We start from the raw sequence: 20834 nt of genomic DNA, 5'->3' as shown, positions 1-20834 counted from the left end.
GTCAGGCGGAGCCGTCGGCGTGCTCCCGCTGGAGGTCGCGGCGGGAGAGCTTCCCGGCCGTGGTCACCGGGAGCTCGGCGACGGTGTGCCAGCACGCCGGCACCTTGAAGCCGGCCAGGCGTGCCCGCACGTGCGCGTGCAACTCGTCGGCCGACGGCGGCCGGGCCGGGTCCGCCGGGACGACGAAGGCCGCCAGCGTCTCCCCCAGCCACCGGTCGGGGACGCCGACGACGCCCGCCGCGGCGACCCCCGGGTGCTCGGCGAGGACGTTCTCGACCTCCACGGGGTACACGTTCTCCCCGCCCCGGATGACCATGTCGTTGCGCCGGCCGACCAGGTACAGGTAGCCCTCGTCGTCGACCCGCCCGAGGTCGCCGGTGTGCAGCCACCCGTCGTCGGCGTGCACCGACAGGTGCGGCGCGGCCGCGAGCACCTCGCCGACGCCCTCCTCGTCGGATTCGGCCAGGCGCATCGTCAGCCCGGTCACCGGGCGGCCGACCGACCCGAGCAGGTGGGGGCCGCCGGCGAGGGCCCGGGCGTGGTCCTCGGGGGTCAGCCAGGTGATCGGGCTGCCCTCGGACTGCCCGAAGAGGTGGAGCAGCCGCACTCCGGGCAGCAGGTCCAGTACCCGGCGCAGCGTGACCGGGCTGATCGGCGACGCGCCGTAGATCAGCGTGCGCAGGCCCACCGCGTCCAGCAGCCGGGCCTCGAGCAGCATCTCGATCATCGAGGGCACGAGCAGCCCGTGGGTGGCGCCGCCGGAGGCGAGGCTCCGCCACCAGTCGAGGGTGAACCGGGTCGTCGGCACGATGGCGGCACCGACGGAGAGAGCGGCGAGGGTGTTGCCCAGCCCGCCGATGTGGTGCAGCGGCGAGCCGGTCGCGTAACGGCTCTCCGGACCGAACCCGGCGGCCGGCGCCAGCAGCGCCGTGCGCGCGGCGAGCACGTCCTGGGAGAAGGGCACCCGCTTGGGCGTCCCGGTCGTCCCCGCGGTGTGCAGGTACAGGGCGACCGGCCCGCGTGGCACCGGGAGCGGCGCCGCGGAGGCGCGCAGGCGGGGCAGGCGCACCACCCGGACGCCGGTGAGCGCGGCCACCTCCTCGGCCAGCGGCACCGCCGCCTCCTCGGCGAGCAGCACCGCACTCCCGGTGCCCCGGACCGGCCCGGCGAGCTCGGCCGCGGTCAGCCGGGCACCGAGGGGTGCCACGGGCAGATCCGCGGCGGCCCCACCCACCAGCAGGGCCAGCGCGTCGGCGTTCGTGGTGAGCAGCGCCGGCACGGCCACCGCCCCCGGCGTCGCGAGCGACGCGAGGAGGTCCGCCGCGGCCCCGGCCCGGCCCAGCAGCTCGCGCCCGCTGACCGGCCCCGACTGCTCCTCGACCGCCGTCCGGTCACTGCCGCCGAGGACGGCGCCCAGCCGCTCCGACCACGCGCCGCTCACCTCAGCGCCGCGCGGCGCGCAAGGTGCCCTCCTGCGCGACCGAGGCCAGCAGGCGGCCCCCCGTGTCGAACAGCTGGCCGCGCGACAGCGCCCGGCCGTCCCCGGCCCAAGGGCTCTCCATCGCGTAGTGCAGCCAGTCGTCGGCGCGCACCGGCGCGTGGAACCACACGGCGTGGTCCAGGCTGACGATCCGCATGCCCGGCCGGCCCATCGCGATCCCGTGCGGCGGGAGCGCGGTGGAGAGGAGGAAGAGGTCCGACAGGTACACCAGCGCGCAGGCGTGCACGAGCGGGTCGTCGCCCAGCGGGTCCGCCGCGCGGACCAGGACGCGCTGGCGCGGCTCGGGCCGCTCGCCGCGCAGCACCCGGGCGCGCACCGGCTCGTCGGGGAAGCGCACGTCGAGGGGGAACAGCGTCCGGAGCCGGGCGAACCACTCGCGGCTGTCCTCGTCGCCGGCGGGCAGCAGGTCCTCGCCGTCCGGCGCCGCGTCCGGGTTCACGGGGCCGGGGGTGGGTCCCTGGTGGGCCGGTCCGTCGACGCGCCGGGCGAAGGAGGCGGCGAGGACGAAGAGGACCTCGGCGCCCTGCTCGGCCACCACGCGGCGGGTGGAGAAGGCCCCGCCGTCCCGGGTCTCGTCGACGCGGTACCGGATCGGCACCGCCGGGTCCCCGAACGTCAGGAAGTAGGCGTGCAGGGAGTGGACTCCCCGGTCGGGGGCGACGGTCCGGCCGGCCGCGGCCAGCGCCTGCGCGGCGACCTGACCGCCGAACAGCTGGCCCGAGGGCCGGTGGACGCGGCTGACGAAGGCGCCGTCGGCCGTATCCTCCAGGTCCAGCACCTCGCGCAGCGTCGCGGTGTCCCGGCCCGGAACCGCCGGTCCCGCCGTCACCGGGTCACCCATGGACACCCTCCCCCGGCCGCGCCGGCACCCCGGATCGGTGCCCGTCTTCCATTAGAGATACATCATCTATAGGATTCAGGCCACATTCTCGAGCGAGGGAGTCGGAATCCGTGCAGCAGAACATCCTCCAGGGCGTCAAGGTCGTGGAGCTCGCCACGTGGACCTTCGTCCCGTCCGCGGGCGCCACGCTCGCCGACTGGGGCGCCGACGTGATCAAGATCGAGCACCCGCAGACCGGTGACCCCCAGCGCGGGCTCATCAGCTCCGGCGTGGTCGCCGGGGCCGGCGGCGTGAACCACTTCGTCGAGCAGCCCAACCGCGGCAAGCGGAGCCTCGGGCTGGACATCGGCAGCGAGAAGGGCAAGGAGGTCCTCCGGAAGCTGGTCGAGCAGGCCGACGTCTTCGTCACCAACGTCCTCCCGGGGTCCCGGGCCCGCGCCGGGGTCGACGTCGACCAGGTCCGCGAGTGGAACCCGAAGATCATCTACGCCCGGGGATCGGGATACGGCCCGCGGGGCGACCAGGCCGACCGCGGCGGCTTCGACCTCGCGGCCTTCTGGGCCCGCGGCGGCATCGGCGACGCGCTGATCCCGCAGGAGGGCGAGTGGCCCCCCGTGCAGCGTCCGGCCTTCGGCGACACCTACGGCGGGTTCGCCATCGCCGGCGGGATCGCCGCGGCGCTGTTCCACCGCGAGCGCACCGGCGAGGCGACGGTGGTCGACGTGTCCCTGCTGGGCGCGGCCATCTGGCAGCTGGCCCCCGACATCGTGGGCGCCGGCGTGACGGGCGCGCCGATCCCCAAGTTCGACCTGTCCCAGCAGCCCAACCCGATCACCAGCATCTACAAGACCGGCGACGGCCGCTTCATCGCCCTCGTCGTGCTGCAGGCCGACCGATTCTGGGCAGACCTCTGCAAGCGGTTGGGTCGCGAGGACATGATCGACGACGAGCGGTTCGCCAACGCCGGCGTGCGCTTCCAGAACCGCCGGGAGTGCGTGACGCAGCTGCGGGCGACGTTCGAGTCGAAGCCCCTGTCGCACTGGGAGGCGGCCCTGGCCGACTTCGCGGGGGTCTGGGACAGCTTCCAGTCGGCACCGGAGATGCACGCCGACCCGCAGGTGCAGGCCAACGGCTACCTGCCGCAGGTCACCGACGCCAACGGGAACACCTTCGCCCTCGCCGCCAACCCGGTGCAGTTCGACGAGACGCCCCCCACCCTGCGGCCGGCCCCGGCGCACGGGGAGCACACCGACGAGATCCTGCAGGAGCTGGGTTACGACTGGGAGCAGATCATCGCCCTGAAGGTGGACGGCGCCACCACCTGAGGGCCGGGCCCGCTGCACCGCAGCCACGCCGCAGCGGGCCCGATCGTTGACGAGAGTGTCAGCGGTCCCGTCGCGGGTAGGGGGTGGACGCGGAGCAGACCGCCTGCGCCGACCCCCGAGACAGTGGAGGCGATGGCCATGTCGGGCCTCGACAACAGCCAGCAGATCACCGACGACGCGAGCATGCACGCGGAGGAGATCCACCACGAGCACCACAAGCCGGCACCGGGCTCCCCGGTGGCGAAGGCGGTGCAGGCCCAGGCCGAGGCGGAGGCCGACGAGCTGAGCATCGCCACCGCTCCCGGACGCATGGCCGGCCCCGCCACCTGATCCCCGCGGCGCCCACGGCCGCCCTCACGAGCGGTCGGTGGCGGTCAGCCGTCGACCCCCCGGGTTCCCCGCCGAACCCGGGGGGTCGTCGCCGTCAGCCGGGCCGGCGAGGTCGCGGCAGCTCGGTCGCCTGTTCCACCGCCGTGGGAGCGTGCGCACCGCCCGTCAGCCCCGCTCCGCCGATGCCCTGGAGAGCCATGACCGAGCCGGTCCGCACCGCCGCCCCCACCCCGCTGGAGATCGACGAGACGACGGCGCCCTTCTGGGCGGCGGCCCGTGAGCACCGGCTGGTCATCCAGCGCTGCCAGGCCTGCGGCCTGTACGTGCACTTCCCGCGGCCGGTGTGCCGGAGCTGCCAGTCGTTCGACCTCGCCTTCGAGGAGGTCTCCGGCCGCGGCACCCTGTACAGCTTCACCGAGACCGTCAAGGCGTTCCACCCGTTCTTCCAGGGCCGCACGCCCTACGTGGTGGCGACGGTCGAGCTGGCCGAGCAGCCGGGCCTGCAGTTCCTGTCCAACGTGGTCGGCACCCCGGCCGCCGAGCTGGCGTTCGGTGCGCCGGTGCAGGTGACCTTCGAGGAACGCTTCCCCGACCTGACCGTGCCGGTGTTCGAGGTGGTCCGGTGAACGGCCGCCGGGTCGCCGCCGTCGGCGTGGGGTTCAGCGATGCAGCGCGCCGGAGCGGCCGCAGCGAGCGCTGGCACGCCGCCCAGGCCGCGGTGCGCGCCCTCGAGGACGCCGGACTGCCCGCCGACCAGCTCGACGGACTCACCACCTGGGGCGGCAACCCGATCGACATCGCGCACATGGTCGGGACGGGCCCCCTTCGCTGGCACCTCGACGTCGGGATCAGCCCGGCGTTCATCAGCCCCGCCGTCCACGCCGCGCACGCCGTGGCGTCGGGCCAGGCCGACGTGGTCATGGCTCTGCGCGTGATCCGGCAGCGGCCGGCGGCGACCGACCCGGCAGCCGGTGGCGAGGGGATGCTCGCCGACGCCCAGTTCGCGCACCCCTTCGGCGACTTCGCCCCGGTGCAGTGGGCCGGTCTGCTGATGAACCGCTACCTGCACGAGAGCGATGCCACCGAGGACGACTTCGCCCGGTTCGCGGTCACCCAGCGGGACTACGCGACCCGAAACCCCGAGGCGCTGCAGCGCACCCCGATGACGGTCGAGGACTACCTCGCCGCGCCCTACATCAGCCGGCCCGTGCGCCTGCTGGACTGCGACTACCCGTGCGACTCGGGGGCGGCGGTGATCTTCACGACCGTGGAGCGGGCCCGCGACCTGCAGCAGAAGCCGGTACTCGTCGAGGCCACCGCGCTGTCCGCGATCTCCGACATGAACTTCGAGCTCCTGCCAGACATGGTCCGCACCGCACCGGCCCACTGCCTCGACGAGCTGTGGCGAGGCACGGACCTCACCGTGGCCGACCTGGACTGCGCCCAGCTCTACGACGGGTTCAGCCTCATCACGTTCCAGTGGCTCGAGGCCCTCGGCATCTGCGAACCCGGTCAGGTCGGGGGGTTCGTGACCAGCGGGGGCACCAGGCTGGACGGCGCCCTGCCGACCAACACCGACGGGGGCGCCACCAACGTCGGGCGCCGGCACGGGGCGAACTTCTGCATCGAGGCGGTCCGGCAGCTGCGCGGGACGCACGGCCCCGACCGCCAGGTGCCCGGCGCCGAGGTCGCCCTCTGGGCCAACGCGGTCGGCCCCTTCGCGGGGGCGATGGTGATGACCGCGTCCTGACCCGGCGACACCCGCACAAGTCAGGACGTAGCCGATCCGGCCGGGGGCCGGATCGGCGTTGCGGCTACCGCCCGCGCCAGACGGGGTCCCGCCGCTCGGCGAAGGCGGTGGCACCCTCCTTGGCGTCCTCGCTGTCGAAGATCGGCATGGTGAAGGCCTCCTGGGCCCGCCAGCCCTCGTCGACCGCCCAGTCGCTGCTGTGCCGGACGACCTGCTTGCTCGCGGCCACGGCCAGCGGGCCGTTGGCGGCGATGGTCGCCGCCAGCTCCAGGGCCCCGGCAACCGCCCCGCCCTCCTCGACCAGCCGGTTGACCAGCCCGAGCTGGGCGGCCCGCTCGGCGTCGATCGGGTCGCCGGTCAGCGCCAGCTCCATGGCGATCGCGTAGGGGATGCGCCGCGGCAGCACGAGCACGCCGCCGCCGCCGGCGATCAGGGCCCGCTTGACCTCCGGGACGCCGAAGCGGGCGGTGCGGGCCGCCACGACGAGGTCGCAGGCGAGCATGAGCTCGAAGCCCCCCGCCAGCGCCCAGCCTTCGACGGCGGCGATCAGCGGCTTGCGCGGCGGGGTCTCGGTGATGCCGCACATCCCGCGCCCGGGGATCACCGGGTCCTCGCCCCGCAGGAAGGCCTTGAGGTCCATGCCCGAGGAGAAGGTGCCGCCGGCACCGGTCAGCACGCCGACGCGGAGGTCGTCGGAGGAGTCGAGCTCGTCGACGGCCTCGGTGACGGCGCGGGCGACGGCGGCGTTCAGCGCGTTCCGTGCGTCCGGACGGTTGATGGTGATCAGCTGGACGCCGTTGCGGCGCTCGACCAGGACCTCATCGGACACGGGGGGTCTCCTCTTCGCCGTCGCTCCGGAGAGCGGGTGGTCGATGGGCCGCCGGGGACATCGCGGGGGATGTGACGACGGTCAATCAGTCAACTATGTTGGATGTTAGCCTGGCGAGCACGAAGAGGCGGTCCCGGGACCCGCGTGGTCCGGGCCGGCGAGCGGAGGCGAGGACAACGTGATCGTTCAGGTCGGCGTCGCGGACACCGAGGACCAGCGGGGTCTGGTCGACGCGGTCACCCGGCTCCTCCAGCGGCAGTGGCCCGCGGACGGAGTGCACAAGGGCATCGCCGAACCCGGTGCGGTGTCCGAGCGGCCGCTGTGGTCGGCACTCGCCGATCTCGGCGTCGCCGGCCTCCCCCTCCCCGAGGACCAGGGCGGCTCGGGCGGCCGCTGGGTCGACCTCGCCGTGGCGCTCGAGGCCGCCGGCGGCGCGCTCGCCCCGGTCCCGACGGTCGCGGTCGCCGGCGCGCTGGGCGCGCTGTCCCGGCTCTCCGGCGACGCCGCGGCGCAGCTGCGGGCCGCGGTCGCCGAGGGCGGCACCGTCGCGACGGTGACGTGGGTGTCCGGCGCGGCACCGTGGGGAGCCCCCGGCCAGGTCACTGCCACCGACGCCGGCGACGAGGTGACGCTCACCGGTGAGGTCTCGGTGGTCCTCTCGCCCGAGGCCGATGCGCTGCTGGTGCCCGTCGGCGACGGTGCCGGGGCGCTGCTCGCGCTCGTCGAGACCGGCGCCGCGGGCGTGACGCTCGACCGCATCGCGAACCTGGACGCGACCCGCCCGCTCGGATCGCTGCGCCTGGAGGGCGCGCGCGCCACGGTCCTCGCCCGCGGGGACGAGGCGGCGGCCGCGGTCCGGCACAGCCTCGTCACGGCCGCCACCGCGCAGGCCGCCGAGCTGACGGGCGTCGCCGGCCGGTGCCTCACCGGGGCCGTGGCCTACTCGCTGGACCGGACGCAGTTCGGCCGGCCGATCGGCTCGTTCCAGGCCATCAAGCACCGGTGCGCCTCGATGCTCACGGAGGTCGAGCAGGCGCGGGCGGCCAGCCGCCGCCTGGCCCAGCTCCTCGACGAGGACGCGGACCCCGACCAGCTCGACGACGCCGCGGCGCTGGCCCTGCTCCAGACGGGGAAGGCCGCCCACACCGGCGCCGACGAGTACCTGCAGATCCTCGGTGGCATCGGCTACACGTGGGAGCACGAGGTCCACCTGTACCTGCGCCGGGCCACGGCCGCGCTGCCGCTGTTCGGCGGCCGCGCCCGCGCCCGTGCCCGGCTCGACCCGAGCAACCGCCCCGCCGGCTCCCGCCCGGTGCTGCAGGCACCGACGTCCGGCCCGGCCGCGGAGCTGGCCGCGCACGTGCGCGAGCTGCTGCCCCGGCATCGCGAGACGTGGGGCGACGACGACTCGTTCGAGGCGCGGATGGCGTGGCAGCGGCTGCTGCACACGGTCGGCTGGGTGGCGCCGGAGTGGCCGGTCGAGTATGGCGGCCGGGGCCTGGGGATCGTGGAGCAGGTCGAGTGCGACCGCGTGCTCGCCATCCACCGCGCACCGCTGCCGCTGGGCGGCGTCCTGGGCCTGCACAACGTCGCCCCCACGCTGATGCACTGGGGCACCGACGAGCAGAAGGCCCACCTGCCCGCCATCCAGGCGGGCACGGAGGTGTGGTGCCAGGGCTTCTCCGAGCCCGGCTCGGGCAGCGACCTGGCCTCCCTGCGCACCCGTGCGGTCATCGAGGGCGAGGGCGACGACCGCCAGTTCGTCATCAACGGCCAGAAGATCTGGACCTCCGAGGGCATGGAGGCCAGCCACTGCCTGCTGCTCGTCCGCACCGACCCCGACGCCGCGCCGCACCGGGGGATCTCGGCCCTGATCGTCCCGCTGGACACCCCGGGCATCACTCGCCGGTCCATCCAGCAGATCCACGGGGGGAGCAACTTCGCCGAGGTGTTCTACGACGACGTCCGGGTGCCGTACTCGGCGCTCCTCGGCCCGCTGCACGGCGGCTGGTCGGTCACCATGACGACCCTGTCGTTCGAACGGGTGGGCGTCATCGAGATGGCCGCCGGCATGGAGCAGGACGTCGAGGACCTCGTGGCGGAGCTGGCCGGCCGCGAGCTCGACGCCGAGACCCGGATCGCCCTCACCGACCGCCTCGTGGAGGCACGCCTCACCGGCCTGCTGGGCGAGCGCGCGCTGGGCCTGATCGCGGATGGCGGCTCCCCCGGCGCCGAGCACTCGGTGATCAAGTACCTGTTCGGAATCGGCACGCAGCGGCAGTCCGAGCTACGGCTGACCGCGCTCGGCCTCGAGGGCGTCGCCGGTCCCACCGGCGTGCGGGCGCAGCACGGCTACCTGCACTCGCGGGCGAACACCATCGCGGGCGGTACCACCGAGATCATGAAGAACATCCTCGCCGAGCGCGTCCTCGGCATGCCGCGATGACCACCGCACCGCCTCCGCCCAGCGGAGCGCCGCGGCTCGACGGCCGCCGGATCGTGGTGACCGGCGGCGCCAGCGGCATGGGGGCGGCCCTGGTCCGCGCCTACCCCGCACTGGGTGCCACGGTCGTCTCCATGGACCTCACCGCCGATGCCGGGCAGGCCGTCGCCACCGAGGCCGGCGCCCGGTTCCTGGCCTGCGACGTCACCGATCCCGCGGCGGTGCACGCGGCCTTCGACGCGGCAGCCGGGCACCTCGGCGGCCTCGACGTCCTGGTGCACGCGGCCGGGATTGCCCCGGGAGCGGCCGCGGCCGACATCGCGCCGGACCACTGGGCGTCGGTGCTCGCCGTGAACGCGACCGGGACGCTGCTGACCAACCAGGCCGCGTACCGGCACATGCGTGCCGGTGGCGGCCAGATCATCGACTTCGCCTCTGCGGCGGGGATCCAGGGCTACCCCGGAAAGGCCGCCTACGCCGCGAGCAAGGGCGCCGTGGTGGCGTGGGTGCGGTCGGCGGCGGTCGAGTGGGGGCGGGACGGGGTGACCGTCAACGCCGTCGCCCCCGCCATCAAGACGCCCATGTACGAGCGGACCCGGGCGTCGATGACGCCGGACCAGCTCGTCGCGCACGACGCGCTGCTGGCCCAGCAGATCCCGCTCGGTGGCGAGCTGGGCGACGCCGAGCGCGACTTCGTGCCCGTGATGGCCTTCCTGGCCGGTCCGGGAGCGCGGTTCATGACGGGCCAGGTGTTCGCCATCGACGGCGGCGCCGTCATGCTGCGCTGAGCCGGCGGAGCCGCCGTGCTGCGCTGAGCCGGCGGAGCCGCCGTGCTGCGCTGAGCCGGCGGCGCCGCCGTGCCGGTCCGACCCGGTGGGATCAGCCCAGCGAGCGGGCGAGCGCCTCGGCGTCGCGGAGCAGGCCCCGGACGAGGCCGTCGAACCGGTCCCCCTTGGCCTTCGACGACAGACCCTGGATCGCCTCGGCCACCTTGTACTCGAGCATGCAGGCCGACCGGAAGCGGGACAGCACGTAGTAGTAGTCGATGCCGGAGACGTCCCGCCCGGTGCGCTCGCCGTAGTAGTCGACGGCGTCGGCACGGAGCGGGAAGTTCGCCGGGTCGAAGTAGCGGGTGCCCCCGTCGTCGCCGTCGCCGGTGCGGAGGTTCTGCGTGAAGGCGGCGAGGTCGAGCAGCGGATCGCCGATCGTCGCGGTCTCCCAGTCGATGATCGCGACCAGCCGCGCGGGTGGCCGGTGCGCGAAGAGCACGTTGTTGAGCGCGTAGTCCGCGTGCATGAGGCCGGGGGTGCTGCCCGCCGGGATGTTGGCGCGCAGCCAGTCGGCGACGTACGACAGCCCGGGCAGGTCACGCACCTGGTACTCCGGATAGAGCTTCGGATAGCTCTCGATCGCGCCCAGCCAGCGGTCGGGCTGCCGGGCCAGGAAGTTGTCGGCCTTGCCGAAGCCCTCGAGCCCGGCGGCGCGCCAGTCGAGGTTCGCCATCGCGATCAGCCCGTCGACCATGGCGTAGCCGAGGTAGTGGTGGTCGGGCCCCTGCGCCCAGTACGGCGGGTACGTCGTCGTGTTCTCCGGGGTGACCGTCGCCGCCCAACCGTCGACGTCCTCCATGACGAAGAACGGGACGCCGATCACGGCCGGGTCCGGGCAGTGCCCGAAGAAGGCCGGGGACGGCACGTCGGTCCCGGTCAGGGCGCGCAGCACCATGGCCTCACGGTCCAGGGTCTTGGCTCCCTGCGGGCCGCCCGCGGTCCCCGGCGAGCGCAGGATCGCCCGCCGGCCCTCCCGGTCGAGGCGGAGGATGAGGTTGGTCGAGCCGCCCGTCACCACCGTCGTCGCGAGTTCCCCGCCGGCCAGGGCGGGCACGTTGTCGTCGAGCCAGGCAGCGAGTGCGCGGGTGTCGACCTGGTCGTCCGGTCCGGTCACGGTCGTCTCCTCGTCGTCGATCAGGGCTGGGGCAGGGGGACGAAGGGCGGCACCCGGTCGGGCACCGACGGCACGGAACCCACCATGTCGCCGTACCGGGCGCGGGCGGCCTCGCGTCGCCGGCCGAGGAACTCCGTCGGCCACTCCGGGTCGTCGGCCTCGTAGTCCCGGAAGAGCTGCCGGGCCAGGTTGACCTTGTGCGCCTCGGTAGGGCCGTCGGCCAGGCCGAGCGCCAGCCCGTGCATGAACATGTCCATGAGCGGGAGCTGCTCGGTAATGCCCAGTCCGCCGTGCACCTGCACCGCACGGAGCACGATGGACTGCATCACCTTCGGGGTGAGGACCTTGAGCGCGGCGATGTCGCGCCGTGCGGCTTCCTCCCCCTGAGTGTCCAGCAACCAGGCGGCGTGCAGCACGGCCAGGCGGAAGGGCATCAGCTCGGTGTAGGACTCCGCGACGAAGCCCTGCACGAACTGCTTCTCGGCCAGGGTGCTGCCCTGCGTGAAGCGGCTCTTGGCCCGCTCGGCCATCATGTCGATCGCCTTCTGGCCCACCCCGATCGCGCGCATCGCGTGGTGCAGGCGGCCCCCGGCCAGCCGGGACTGGGCGACCTCGAAGCCGTGCCCCTCCTCCCCCAGCATCGCGTCCGCCGGCACCCGCACGTCCTGGTAGCGGACCAGCGAGTGACCCGGCTCGTGCCGGTGCGCGCCGAACACGTGGTGGCTGTCCTCGATCACCACGCCCGGGGTGTCGCGCGGCACGAGGAAGGTCGAGGCGCCCCGGTGGACCGGGACGTCGGGGTCGGTGATCGCCACGACGATGAGGAAGGAGGCGACGGCGGCGTTCGAGGACCAGTACTTGCGCCCCGTGAGCACCCACTCGTCCCCGTCGCGCACCGCGCGCGTGGTGAACACCCGCGGATCGGCACCGCCCTGCGGCTCGGTCATCGAGAAGCAGGAGAAGATCTCGCCGGCCAGCAGCGGAGCCAGGAAGCGGTCCTTCTGCGCCTGGGTGCCGAAGCGGGCCAGGATCTCGGCGTTGCCGGTGTCGGGCGCCTGCGTGCCGAAGACGATGGAGCCCCAGTCGGTGCGGCCGAGGATCTCGTTGAGCAGCGTGAGTTTGACCGCGCCGAAGCCCTGGCCGCCCAGCTCCGGGCCGAGGTGGGCGGCCCACAGGCCCTGGTCGCGGACCTCCTGCTTGAGCGGGTCGACCACGGCACGGCGTTCCTCGTCCAGGGGCAGGAACTCGCACCCCGGGAACAGCACGTCCAGCGGCTCCACCTTGTCGCGCACGAAGGTGCGCACCCAGTCGAGCTTGGCCTGGAACTCGGGATCGGTCGAGAAGTCCCATGTCATCGCAGAACTCCTCCTCTCTGGTCGGGGGAGCTCACGGGATGCCGCCGTCGACCCGGAGGGTCGCGCCGGAGGTGAAGCTGGAGGCGTCGGACGCCAGGTAGAGGGCGGCGCCGACGATCTCCGGCGGCTGGCCGGCCCGGCGCAGGGCGTAGCGCTGCTGCTCCCGCTCGGTGACCTCGGGGTCCCAGTGCTGGCTGACGTCGGTGTAGAAGGGGCCGGGCATCAGCGTGTTGACCCGGACCACGGGGCCGAGCGCGTGGGCCAGCCCCTCGGTCATCGCGTTCAGCCCCGCCTTCGCCGCCGCGTAGGGGATGATTCCTGGCGACGGGCGGATGGAGCCGCTGGTGCTCACGTTGATGATGGAGCCCCGTCCGGCCTGCACCATCCGCTCCCCTACCAGCGCACTCAGGCGGAACGGGCCCTTGAGGTTGAGGTTGACCACGCTGTCGAAGAGCTTCTCGGTGACGCCGGTCAGCGCGTCGTAGAGGGGCGACATGCCCGCGTTGTTGATCAGCACGTCGACCTTGCCGAACCGCTCGTACGTGGCATCCACCAGCCCGGGCAGCTCGTCCCAGCGGCCCACGTGGACGCCGTACGCCAGCGCGGAGCGGCCGGTCAGCTCCTCGACCTCCCGGGCGGCCTCGACGCAGGACTCCTCGTTGCGGCTGGCGATCACCACGTCGGCTCCGCACCGGGCCGCGGCCATGGCCATCTCGCGCCCCAGCCCGCGGCTGCCACCCGTCACGAGCACGACGCGATCGGTCAGGTCGAACAGCTCGTCGGCGTAGCCCACGTCAACTCCTCGGTCATGTGTCCGGTCCCGTCGTCCCGGGGTGGCGCAGACCACGGCTCGCGGCTTCTCCCGCATCCGGCATCACTCCATGGGAGTGATGTCGCTTCTCCGAGAATGGCGTTTTGCGCGCTCAAGAAGTACCTTCCGACCATGGCGGGCGTCAAGAGCACCACGATCGAGGACCGTGGGCAGACTTCGGCCATGGAGTGGGACCAGGTACCGCCGTCGGTACGCGCAGCGGTCGGGCGGGCGCTCTCCCGGCAGCACCGGGACGCGGTGGCCGACGTGGAGCTGATCCTCGACGCGGCTCTGCGGGTCGCCGAGCGGGTCGCCCCGGCGGAGCCGCGGGTGGCCGACATCGTCGCCGAGGCCGGGACCTCGAACCAGACCTTCTACCGCTACTTCGCCGGCAAGGCGGACCTGATGGCGGCCGTACAGGAACGGGGCACCGTGCGGTTGCGCGGATACCTCGCTCACCGCATGGACAAGCACGAGGATCCGGGCGGACGCATTGCGGCCTGGGTCGACGGCCTCCTCGACCAGGTGAGCAGGCCGCCCACCGCCCGGCAGAGCTCGGCGGTCGCCCAGGAGGTTGCCCGGGGCGGAGCCCGGGGCGGCGGCGTGGACCTGCTGGACCAGCTCGGCGACCTCCTGGTCCCGATCCTGACCACTGCCGGCCGCGCCGAGCCCACCCTCGACGCCCGGGCGCTGCAGGACGTGGTCCTCGGCGCCGTCCGCCGGCACGCACTCGCCGGCACCGCACCGTCGGAGGCCGAGCGCCTCCATCTCCGCCGCTTCTGCCAGGCCGTGCTGCCTGCGGAGCACCTGCGCGCCGGTTGACCGGCCCCAGGCACCCGCCTACGTTCCGCGCTATGCGCAACGACGTTCCGGATCCCCGGTGAAGGCGGTCCACTGCCTCCGCCTCGGCGAGCCCGCGGAGTACGACGAGATCCTGTCGGTCGAGGAGGTCCCCGACCCCGTGCCGGGACCCGGCGAGTTGCTCGTCGCCGTCGAGGCGGCCGCCGTCAACTTCCCGGACCTGCTCCTGATCGCCGGGAGGTACCAGGTGCCGGTCGCCGTGCCCTTCGTCCCCGGCAGCGAGTTCGCCGGCGTGGTCCTCGCCACCGGCGCCGGGGTGGACACGCTCGCCGTCGGGACCGCGGTCGCCGGGACCACCATGTCCGGCGCCTTCGCCGAACGGGTGGTCGTGCCGGCGGGAGCCGTCCGCAGCCTGCCGCCGGGAGGCGACCCGGTGGCCGCCGCGGCCGGGAGCGTGGCCCTGCGGACGGCGTACTCAGCACTGCACCCGGTGGCCGGCGTACGCCCCAGCGAGTGGGTGGCCGTCCCCGGCGCGGCCGGTGGGGTCGGGTCGGCGGCGGCACTGGTCGCGCGAGCGGCGGGTGCCAGGGTGCTCGCGGTGGTCTCCTCGGCCACGAAGGCGGCGTTCTGCGCGGACCTCGGCGTCGACGCGGTCATCGACCTGTCGGCGACCGGTGACGTCCGGCGGGCCGTGCAGGACCTTACCGGCGGCGTGGACGTCGTCGTCGACCCCGTGGGCGGTCCGCTGGCCGAGCTGTTGATCCGCGCGATGCGTCGCGGCGGGCGCTTCGTGACCGTCGGCTACGCCTCCGGCGAGATACCCCGGATCCCCCTGAACCTCGTGCTGCTCAAGGGTGTGAGCCTGCTCGGCTTCGACATGCGCCGTCAGGCCGAGGAGGACCCGGAGGGCGCGGCACACGACGCGGAGGCAGTGGCCGCGCTCGTCGGTCGCGGCCTCCGGGTGCCGGTCACCGCGCGCCTCCCCCTCGACCGGGCACGCGAGGCGCTCCGGCTCGTCGCGAACCGCACGGCGATGGGCAAGGTCGTGCTCGTCACCCGCTCGGAGGGCTCGTGACAGCGATTCGAATGTCATACTGATAGCACGGAATGGACGGGCCCAGGCGCCGCCCGATCGACCTCGGGAGGGCTCGTGGCCACTGGAGAACTGATGAGCGAGGCGGTGGCGCACGGCCACGTCGGCCAGCAGGTGCGGGTGCCCAAGATGGCCGAGCTGGTCGCCTCGCAGCTGCGCCGGCGCATCGTCACCGGCGAGCTGACCGAAGGTGACGCGCTGCCGTCGGAAGCCGTGCTCATGACGCAGTTCGGCGTCTCCCGACCCACGCTACGCGAGGCCTTCCGCATCCTCGAGGCCGAGTCCCTCATCGTGGTCCGCCGGGGCGCAGGGGGCGGCGGCCGCGTGCAGCTGCCGAGCGACGAGGTGGCCGCCCGCTACGCCGCACTGGTCCTCGAACACCGGCGGACCCCGGTCCAGGACGTGTGGGAGGCCCGAAGCCTCTTCGAGGCGCCGGCGGCCGGCGTGCTGGCCGCGAACCGGAGCGACGCCGACATCGCCGCCCTGCGAACGGCTCTCGAGGCGCACGACCTGCTCGAGGACCCCGCCGACATCGTCCGGGCGCACAACGAGTTCCACTCGCTGGTGGTCCGGCTCGCCGGCAACGACACGCTGACGCTGTTCAACGTCATGCTCGCCGGGATCATCGAGCGCTCGTCGTGGCGGCAGGTGCAGGTCGACCTCGGGTCGGCCACCCACGACCGCATCGAGCGCGGGACCCTGCGCAGCCACCACGACCTGGTCGACCAGATCATGGCCCGGGACGCGGCCGCGGCCGAGGCCACCTGGCGGCGGCACCTGACGGCCGGCAGCGCCTACCTGGCCCAGGGTGGCGTCGGCGCGATCGTGGTCTCCTCCCAGGACTGACGGCGGCGGGTCCAGGCTGCCTCCCGCCGCCCCCGGACGCGCGAACGGCGCGGCCGCCGAGGCAACCGCGCCGTCCGAACCCGGTGTGACTGATCAGGCGCCGAGCTCGTAGATCCCCTCGGCATCCAAGGCCCGGTAGTTCGACAGCTGCCCCTCCGCGTCGGCGTCGGCGACGAAGGAGGCCGTCGAGCACGCGTTCGGGCTGATGGCCGTGAGGGCCTGGCCGTTGCACTGGTAGGTGGCGCCGCCACCGAGCGGCAGCGGGACCGGGGGCATCCCACGGAGCGCGGCGATGATGCTCGGCGAGGTGAGCTCGGTCGGCTCCGAGGCGTTCACGCCACTGATCAGGCCGAGCATGCCCGCGTAACCCGATCGCGCGTCGGCGCTGTCCTCCAGACCGTCGCCGTACTCCTCGAGCGCGGCGGTGTAGATCTGGTACTGCTCGTCCTCGGGGTCCTGGACCGCCTGGGCGATGATGGTGATCCCCTCGTAGCCGCCGGGCACCGAGGCGCCGCCGTCGTCGGCGATGCACCGGTCGAGCATGGTGATCTCCGCCTCGATGCCGAGCGTCCGGATCGCCCGCAGCGCGCTGCTGCAGAAGGTCGGATCACCGGCGAGGTGGTAGAGGCCGGGCTCGTTCTCCTGCGCCGACTGCACCTGCGGGGTCATGTCCGCCGTGCCGGGCGGGATCGCGACGACCTCGACCTCGGCGTCGGCGTTGCTGAAGAAGGACGGGGCCAGCGCGTTCGCGGGACCGGCCGCTCCGGGGACGTCGATCACGAGCACCGCGGCGGTGGTGATGCCCTCCTCCCGGGCGAAGGCCGCCGGCGTGCCGAAGGCCGAGATCGGGTTGGTGAAGACGAACGCGTTCTCCGCCCCCAGGATCGTCGCGGTGGCGGCCTGGTTGGCGGTGAAGGGGATCCCCGCCGGGTCGACGACCTGCACGGCGGCATCCGCGGCGCTGCTGCTCCCGCTGCTGACGGCGACGACCTCCTCGCTGACGAACTCGTTGCCGCACGCCTGTGCCCCGGCCGGGGTCCCCTTGTCCTCGCAGATCACGAGCTCGATGGGGCGGCCGCCCAGGCCGCCGAGGTGGGCGTTGGCGTAGGCCACGGCCATCTCGGCGCCGCGGATCTCGTCGGTGGTGTCGACCGCCTGGGTCTGACCCGTGCTCATCCACCCGACCTTGACCGGTTCGCCGGTCGGCTCGTCGAGCTCCCCCAGCACCTCCGAGGTGTCGCCCCCCGATGCGGAGTCGCCGGAGCCGCCGGAGTCGTCGGAGTCGTCACCGCACGCGGCGGTGATCAGGGCCACCGACAGCAGCACCGCGGGAACGGCGAGCCGCTGGCGGCGACGGGGATGGAGCACGGACATGAAGGGGTCACTCTCTTCTCGGTGGATGGGCGGGTGGTGCGTCTCGGGGGTGTGCGGTCAGGCCGGGGTGGCGGCGGCGTGGCCCAGGTACGCCGCCTCCAGCGCGCCGGGGTCGGCGGCAAGGGCGGCTGCCTCCCCACGGAGCACGACCTCGCCGTGGACCAGGACGACGGCCCGGTCGCAGACCTCGAGTGCGAGCTTCACGTGCTGCTCGACCAGGACGACGACGGCGCCGGTCTCGTCGGCGATCCGGCGGACGACCGGGAGCAGGCTCTCGACGATGACCGGGGCCAGGCCCATGCTCATCTCGTCGATGAGCAGGACCTCCGGCTTCTGCACGAGGCCGCGGGCGACGGCGAGCATCTGCTGCTCGCCGCCGGACAGCGTCCCAGCGAGCTGCTTGCTCCGTTGACCGAGCACCGGGAACAGGTCGTAGACGGAGTCGATCGTCGGGCCGTCCTTGCGGCGTGCGATCGCGAGGTTGTCCTTGACGCTCAGCGAGGTGAACAGGGCGCGGTCGTCGGCGACGAGCACCACTCCCGAGCGGTTCGCCATCGCCGGGCGGCCGGACGCGATCGGCTTGCCGTCTACCAGCACCTCACCGCCGAGCCGGGGCAACAGCCCGGCTAGCGTCATCATCAGCGTGGACTTGCCGGCGCCGTTGGGGCCCAGCAGGCCCAGCACCGTGCCCCGGTCGACCGACAGGTCGAGCGACCGGACGACCGGGACGGAGCCGTAGCCGGCCTGGACCCCGCGGAGCTCGAGCACCGGCGGCTCGAGGACGGTGGTGCTGCTCACGCCTGGAGCGGCGGGGTCTGGGGTCACGTCGTTGCTCACGCGGGGACCTCCTCGGCGTGGGTGCTGCCCAGGTACGCCTGGGTGACCTTGGGATCGCGGCGGATCTCGGCCGGTGCGCCGCTGGCGATGACATGGCCAAAGTTGAGGACGTGGATCCGGTCGCACAGGCTGAGCACCAGGCTCATGTCGTGCTCCACCATGAGGATCGTGACGCCGCTGTCACGGATCACCCGGAGGCGTTCACCGAGCCAGTGGCTCTCCACCGTGTCCAGGCCGCCGGCCGGCTCGTCGAGGAGCAGCACCTTGGGTCGGCCCACCAGGGCACGGGCGATGGAGACCAGCTGCCGCTGCCCCTGGGAGAGCTCACCGGCCGGCCGCTCGGCGACCTCGCCAAGGCCGAGCAGGGCCAGCGTCTCGTCGAGCGCCTCGTCGCCAGCGCCGGAGCGTCCGGCATCCGCGGTGAGTCCGACGACGACGTTCTCGCGGACGCTGAGGTCCTCGTAGAGCTCGATGGCCTGGAACGTCCGCCCCAGTCCTGCGCGGATCCGCTGGTGCGGCTTGCGTGCGGTCAGGTCCTCGCCGCCGAGCCGGACCGAGCCGGTAGCCGGGGCGAAGCCGCTGATGGCGTCGATCGCCGTCGTCTTACCGGCGCCGTTGGGACCGATGAGACCGACGATCTCGCCCTCGGCGACGTCGAACGTGACGCCGTCCACGGCCACCACGCCGCCGTACCGGACCGTGAGGTCGCGGACGGAGAGCAGGTCGGGGATGCCCGTGCCCGGGCGCACCGCCGGCGTGCCCGTCATGGTCTGGCCCGTCTCGCTGCCGACGATCGAGCCGGTACGGTCCCCCGACCCGCGGGCCCGGCGCTTCTCCAAAACCTGGTGGGCCGGGCCGACGACGCCCTCGGGGTTGAGGATGACCGTGAGGACCAGGAGGACCGCGGAGATCACCTCATACCACAGCCCGGTGGTCACGAACTCGCCCACGAGGACGTAGAAGAGGCCGTTGATCGCCGCGATCCCGGCGATGATCCCGCCCGACACCGAGGTGATGCCCAGCAGGTACACCGTGCCGAAGAACGCCAGGCCCAGGATCGCGGTGAACGGGTCAAACGTGACGTTCCCCAGCTTGTAGGCCAGCAGCGCACCACCGACCCCGGCGATGAACGCGCCGATCGCGAAGGCGAGCAGCTTCACCCGGACGACGTTGACGCCGGCCGCCGCGGCCGACCGCTCGTTGGCGCGGACGGCGAGCATCTGGGAGCCGAGCTGGCTGGTGCGCAGCTTGGCCACGGCGAGGCCCGCGACCACCAGGCACAGCAGGCAGAGCAGGCCGAACTGCACGCGGGGGAAGTCCGAACCGGTGCCGACCGACAGGTCCAGGCCGAACAGGCTGGGCTGCGGGACCGGAAGCCCGTCGGCGCCGGCGATGTCCAGGTTGCGGAACCACATCGCCTCGAGAGCGAATGCAAGGGCGAAGGTCACCACGGCGACGGTGAGGCCGCGGATGCGCAGCGCCGGCAGCCCGATCACCACGCCGACGACCGTGGCCCCCAGGGCCGCGAGCAGGGGCGCCAGCGGAAAGGGGACGCCGAGGTCGTCGGCGATCGGGGCCAGGAGGAAAGCCGACACCCCGGCCAGCGGGAGCTGGGCGAGAGAGACCTGGCCGGCGTACCCGGTGACGACCACGACGGACAGCGCGATGATGCCGAAGATCAGGCTGGAGATGAGCCCGTTGCGGTACTGGGTGGTGAAGAACACCAGCGCCAGGACGGCCAGCAGGCTGGGGACCAGCGTCGGCAGCAGGAGCCGGTGCGGGCGTGGGGCACGGCCCAGCGACTGCAGGATGATGGCCCCTCGACCTGGCAGCGGCTTCGCCCGGATGACCAGCACGATCAGGATGAGCACCAACGGCACGAGCTCGGGCAGCCCGGACGAGGGCAGCCAGTCGTACTTGCTGGTCAGGTACTGGATCTCCGACTGCAGCATGCCGATCGCGATGCCGGCGATCGTGGCCCACAGGACGTTGGTGAACCGGGCGATGACGGCGGCGGCGAGCGCGGGGACGATGAACAGCGTGTAGGAGACCGGGATCAGCGGGATGAGCGGCGCGACGAGGATGCCGCCCAGGCCGGCGACGGCGGAGCTGATGATCCAGTTGTAGGCGGCGATCCGGTCGGGCGAGATCCCGCTGATGTAGGCGCCCTTCTCGCTCTCCGCCGCCGCACGCGTGGCCAGGCCGAAGCGGGTGAACCGGAACAGACCGGCGATCACCACCGCGACCGCGAGGATCGTGAGTGCCAGGTACACGCGGTCGGCCGGGATGTTGACGTCACCGACCTCCCAGATGTCGTTGGGGAAGATCGGCGCGACGGCGACGGCGTTGGTGCCCAGGCGGGCGGCGATCAGGGCCGTGATGAGCAGCGAGATGCCCAGCGTTGCCACGGCCTTGGCCACCGGGGGCGCGTTGCGCAGCGGCCGGAACACCGCCAGGTGCATGACCAGGCCGAGCAGCCCCGCGAGGCCGACGGCGATGAGCATCGCCGGGATCAGCCCGAGTTCCGTGCCGAGGTCCACCGTGTCGGGGAGACCGGGGACGAGGACGAGGAACTCGCCCTTGCGCAGGAACGCGTAGATGTACGCGGTGAGGAGGGCGATGCTGCCCGTCGCGAAGTTGACGACTCCGGAGCTGCGGAACGTGAGCACGAGTGCCAGCGCGAGTGCGCCGAACACGGCTCCGTTACCGAGGCCGAGGAGCAGGAAGACCAGGTGCTGCACGGGGTGCGCCCTT

Annotated in this window: 18 protein-coding genes; 9 read left to right on the top strand and 9 right to left on the bottom strand. The window is 73.3% G+C overall.

The window, feature by feature from the left end:
• Position 1 precedes the first annotated feature (1 nt).
• Together ACK586_RS08605 and ACK586_RS08600 are read right to left on the bottom strand one after the other, a co-directional pair.
• Positions 2-1441: a class I adenylate-forming enzyme family protein gene (locus ACK586_RS08605; protein ID WP_409330052.1), complete on the bottom strand. Its 1440-nt coding sequence runs from the start codon at positions 1439-1441 to the stop codon at positions 2-4.
• Between the two features lies 1 nt (position 1442).
• Positions 1443-2342 carry an acyl-CoA thioesterase gene (locus tag ACK586_RS08600; RefSeq protein WP_409330051.1) on the bottom strand — a complete coding sequence of 300 codons (900 nt, stop codon included), beginning with the start codon at positions 2340-2342 and terminating at the stop codon, positions 1443-1445.
• 110 nt (positions 2343-2452) lie between these two features.
• Here ACK586_RS08600 and ACK586_RS08595 point away from each other — a divergent pair, with 110 nt between their 5' ends.
• The 4 genes from ACK586_RS08595 to ACK586_RS08580 all read left to right on the top strand — a co-directional run bounded on the left by ACK586_RS08595 (position 2453) and on the right by ACK586_RS08580 (position 5747).
• A complete protein-coding gene (locus tag ACK586_RS08595; protein WP_409330050.1) occupies positions 2453-3667 on the top strand; it encodes a CaiB/BaiF CoA transferase family protein in 1215 nt (404 codons plus the stop codon).
• A gap of 132 nt (positions 3668-3799) precedes the next feature.
• Positions 3800-3997, top strand: coding sequence for a hypothetical protein (locus tag ACK586_RS08590; RefSeq protein WP_409330049.1), 198 nt, complete (start codon positions 3800-3802; stop codon positions 3995-3997).
• A 197-nt stretch (positions 3998-4194) separates the two neighbouring features.
• Positions 4195-4623, top strand: a complete 429-nt coding sequence (locus ACK586_RS08585) for a Zn-ribbon domain-containing OB-fold protein (protein ID WP_409330048.1) — start codon at positions 4195-4197, stop codon at positions 4621-4623.
• Positions 4620-5747, top strand: coding sequence for a thiolase family protein (locus ACK586_RS08580; RefSeq protein ID WP_409330047.1), 1128 nt, complete (start codon positions 4620-4622; stop codon positions 5745-5747). Before ACK586_RS08585 ends, ACK586_RS08580 begins: the two co-directional genes overlap by 4 nt.
• Positions 5748-5811: 64 nt before the next feature.
• Here ACK586_RS08580 and ACK586_RS08575 read toward each other — a convergent pair whose 3' ends face one another.
• Complete coding sequence (locus tag ACK586_RS08575; protein ID WP_409330046.1) at positions 5812-6576, bottom strand: crotonase/enoyl-CoA hydratase family protein; 765 nt, start codon at positions 6574-6576, stop codon at positions 5812-5814.
• 178 nt (positions 6577-6754) lie between these two features.
• Here ACK586_RS08575 and ACK586_RS08570 point away from each other — a divergent pair, with 178 nt between their 5' ends.
• Both ACK586_RS08570 and ACK586_RS08565 read left to right on the top strand, forming a co-directional pair.
• Complete coding sequence (locus ACK586_RS08570; protein ID WP_409330045.1) at positions 6755-9022, top strand: acyl-CoA dehydrogenase family protein; 2268 nt, start codon at positions 6755-6757, stop codon at positions 9020-9022.
• A complete protein-coding gene (locus tag ACK586_RS08565; protein ID WP_409330044.1) occupies positions 9019-9807 on the top strand; it encodes an SDR family NAD(P)-dependent oxidoreductase in 789 nt (262 codons plus the stop codon). The genes ACK586_RS08570 and ACK586_RS08565 overlap by 4 nt, the downstream gene beginning before the upstream one ends.
• A gap of 91 nt (positions 9808-9898) precedes the next feature.
• On the opposite strand, the gene ACK586_RS08560 is transcribed toward ACK586_RS08565, so the two are convergent.
• Genes ACK586_RS08560 through ACK586_RS08550 form a run of 3 tightly spaced genes read right to left on the bottom strand, consistent with a single transcriptional unit; the run spans position 9899 to position 13111 of the window.
• Positions 9899-10963 carry a phosphotransferase family protein gene (locus ACK586_RS08560; protein ID WP_409330043.1) on the bottom strand — a complete coding sequence of 355 codons (1065 nt, stop codon included), beginning with the start codon at positions 10961-10963 and terminating at the stop codon, positions 9899-9901.
• A gap of 20 nt (positions 10964-10983) precedes the next feature.
• Positions 10984-12318 (bottom strand): acyl-CoA dehydrogenase family protein, encoded by a 1335-nt coding sequence (locus ACK586_RS08555; RefSeq protein ID WP_409330042.1) that lies wholly within the window; start codon positions 12316-12318, stop codon positions 10984-10986.
• A gap of 31 nt (positions 12319-12349) precedes the next feature.
• Entirely contained in the window at positions 12350-13111 is a 762-nt protein-coding gene (locus ACK586_RS08550; RefSeq protein WP_409330041.1) for an SDR family NAD(P)-dependent oxidoreductase, read from the bottom strand.
• Between the two features lie 150 nt (positions 13112-13261).
• Here ACK586_RS08550 and ACK586_RS08545 point away from each other — a divergent pair, with 150 nt between their 5' ends.
• From ACK586_RS08545 to ACK586_RS08535, 3 genes are all read left to right on the top strand, one after another.
• The gene (locus ACK586_RS08545) at positions 13262-13951 is read left to right on the top strand and encodes a TetR/AcrR family transcriptional regulator (RefSeq protein ID WP_409330040.1); all 690 of its coding nucleotides are present in this window, start codon (positions 13262-13264) and stop codon (positions 13949-13951) included.
• Between the two features lie 58 nt (positions 13952-14009).
• Positions 14010-15005, top strand: coding sequence for a zinc-binding dehydrogenase (locus ACK586_RS08540; protein ID WP_409330039.1), 996 nt, complete (start codon positions 14010-14012; stop codon positions 15003-15005).
• Positions 15006-15098: 93 nt separating this feature from the next.
• Positions 15099-15869: a FadR/GntR family transcriptional regulator gene (locus ACK586_RS08535; RefSeq protein WP_409330038.1), complete on the top strand. Its 771-nt coding sequence runs from the start codon at positions 15099-15101 to the stop codon at positions 15867-15869.
• 93 nt (positions 15870-15962) lie between these two features.
• Here ACK586_RS08535 and ACK586_RS08530 read toward each other — a convergent pair whose 3' ends face one another.
• The 3 genes from ACK586_RS08530 to ACK586_RS08520 are packed head-to-tail and all read right to left on the bottom strand — an operon-like array spanning position 15963 to position 20821.
• Complete coding sequence (locus ACK586_RS08530) at positions 15963-17243, bottom strand: ABC transporter substrate-binding protein (RefSeq protein WP_409330037.1); 1281 nt, start codon at positions 17241-17243, stop codon at positions 15963-15965.
• Positions 17244-17300: 57 nt separating this feature from the next.
• Positions 17301-18041: an ABC transporter ATP-binding protein gene (locus tag ACK586_RS08525; RefSeq protein WP_409330036.1), complete on the bottom strand. Its 741-nt coding sequence runs from the start codon at positions 18039-18041 to the stop codon at positions 17301-17303.
• A gap of 35 nt (positions 18042-18076) precedes the next feature.
• The gene (locus ACK586_RS08520; protein ID WP_409330035.1) at positions 18077-20821 is read right to left on the bottom strand and encodes an ABC transporter permease subunit; all 2745 of its coding nucleotides are present in this window, start codon (positions 20819-20821) and stop codon (positions 18077-18079) included.
• Between the last annotated feature and the right edge of the window lie 13 nt (positions 20822-20834).

The sequence above is a fragment of the Trujillonella humicola genome (assembly GCF_046233715.1).
Lineage (GTDB): Bacteria > Actinomycetota > Actinomycetes > Mycobacteriales > Geodermatophilaceae > Trujillonella > Trujillonella humicola.
The sequence above is the reverse complement of the archived record's forward strand: the minus strand, read 5'-3'. Positions and strand labels throughout refer to the sequence as shown.

Coding starts and splice junctions, on each gene's coding strand:
- ACK586_RS08600 (WP_409330051.1), bottom strand. CDS start 2,342: ATGGGTGACCCGGTGACGGCGGGACCGGCGGTTCCGGGCCGGGACACC.
- ACK586_RS08590 (WP_409330049.1), top strand. CDS start 3,800: ATGGCCATGTCGGGCCTCGACAACAGCCAGCAGATCACCGACGACGCG.
- ACK586_RS08530 (WP_409330037.1), bottom strand. CDS start 17,243: ATGTCCGTGCTCCATCCCCGTCGCCGCCAGCGGCTCGCCGTTCCCGCG.
- ACK586_RS08565 (WP_409330044.1), top strand. CDS start 9,019: ATGACCACCGCACCGCCTCCGCCCAGCGGAGCGCCGCGGCTCGACGGC.
- ACK586_RS08555 (WP_409330042.1), bottom strand. CDS start 12,318: ATGACATGGGACTTCTCGACCGATCCCGAGTTCCAGGCCAAGCTCGAC.
- ACK586_RS08545 (WP_409330040.1), top strand. CDS start 13,262: ATGGCGGGCGTCAAGAGCACCACGATCGAGGACCGTGGGCAGACTTCG.
- ACK586_RS08585 (WP_409330048.1), top strand. CDS start 4,195: ATGACCGAGCCGGTCCGCACCGCCGCCCCCACCCCGCTGGAGATCGAC.
- ACK586_RS08535 (WP_409330038.1), top strand. CDS start 15,099: ATGAGCGAGGCGGTGGCGCACGGCCACGTCGGCCAGCAGGTGCGGGTG.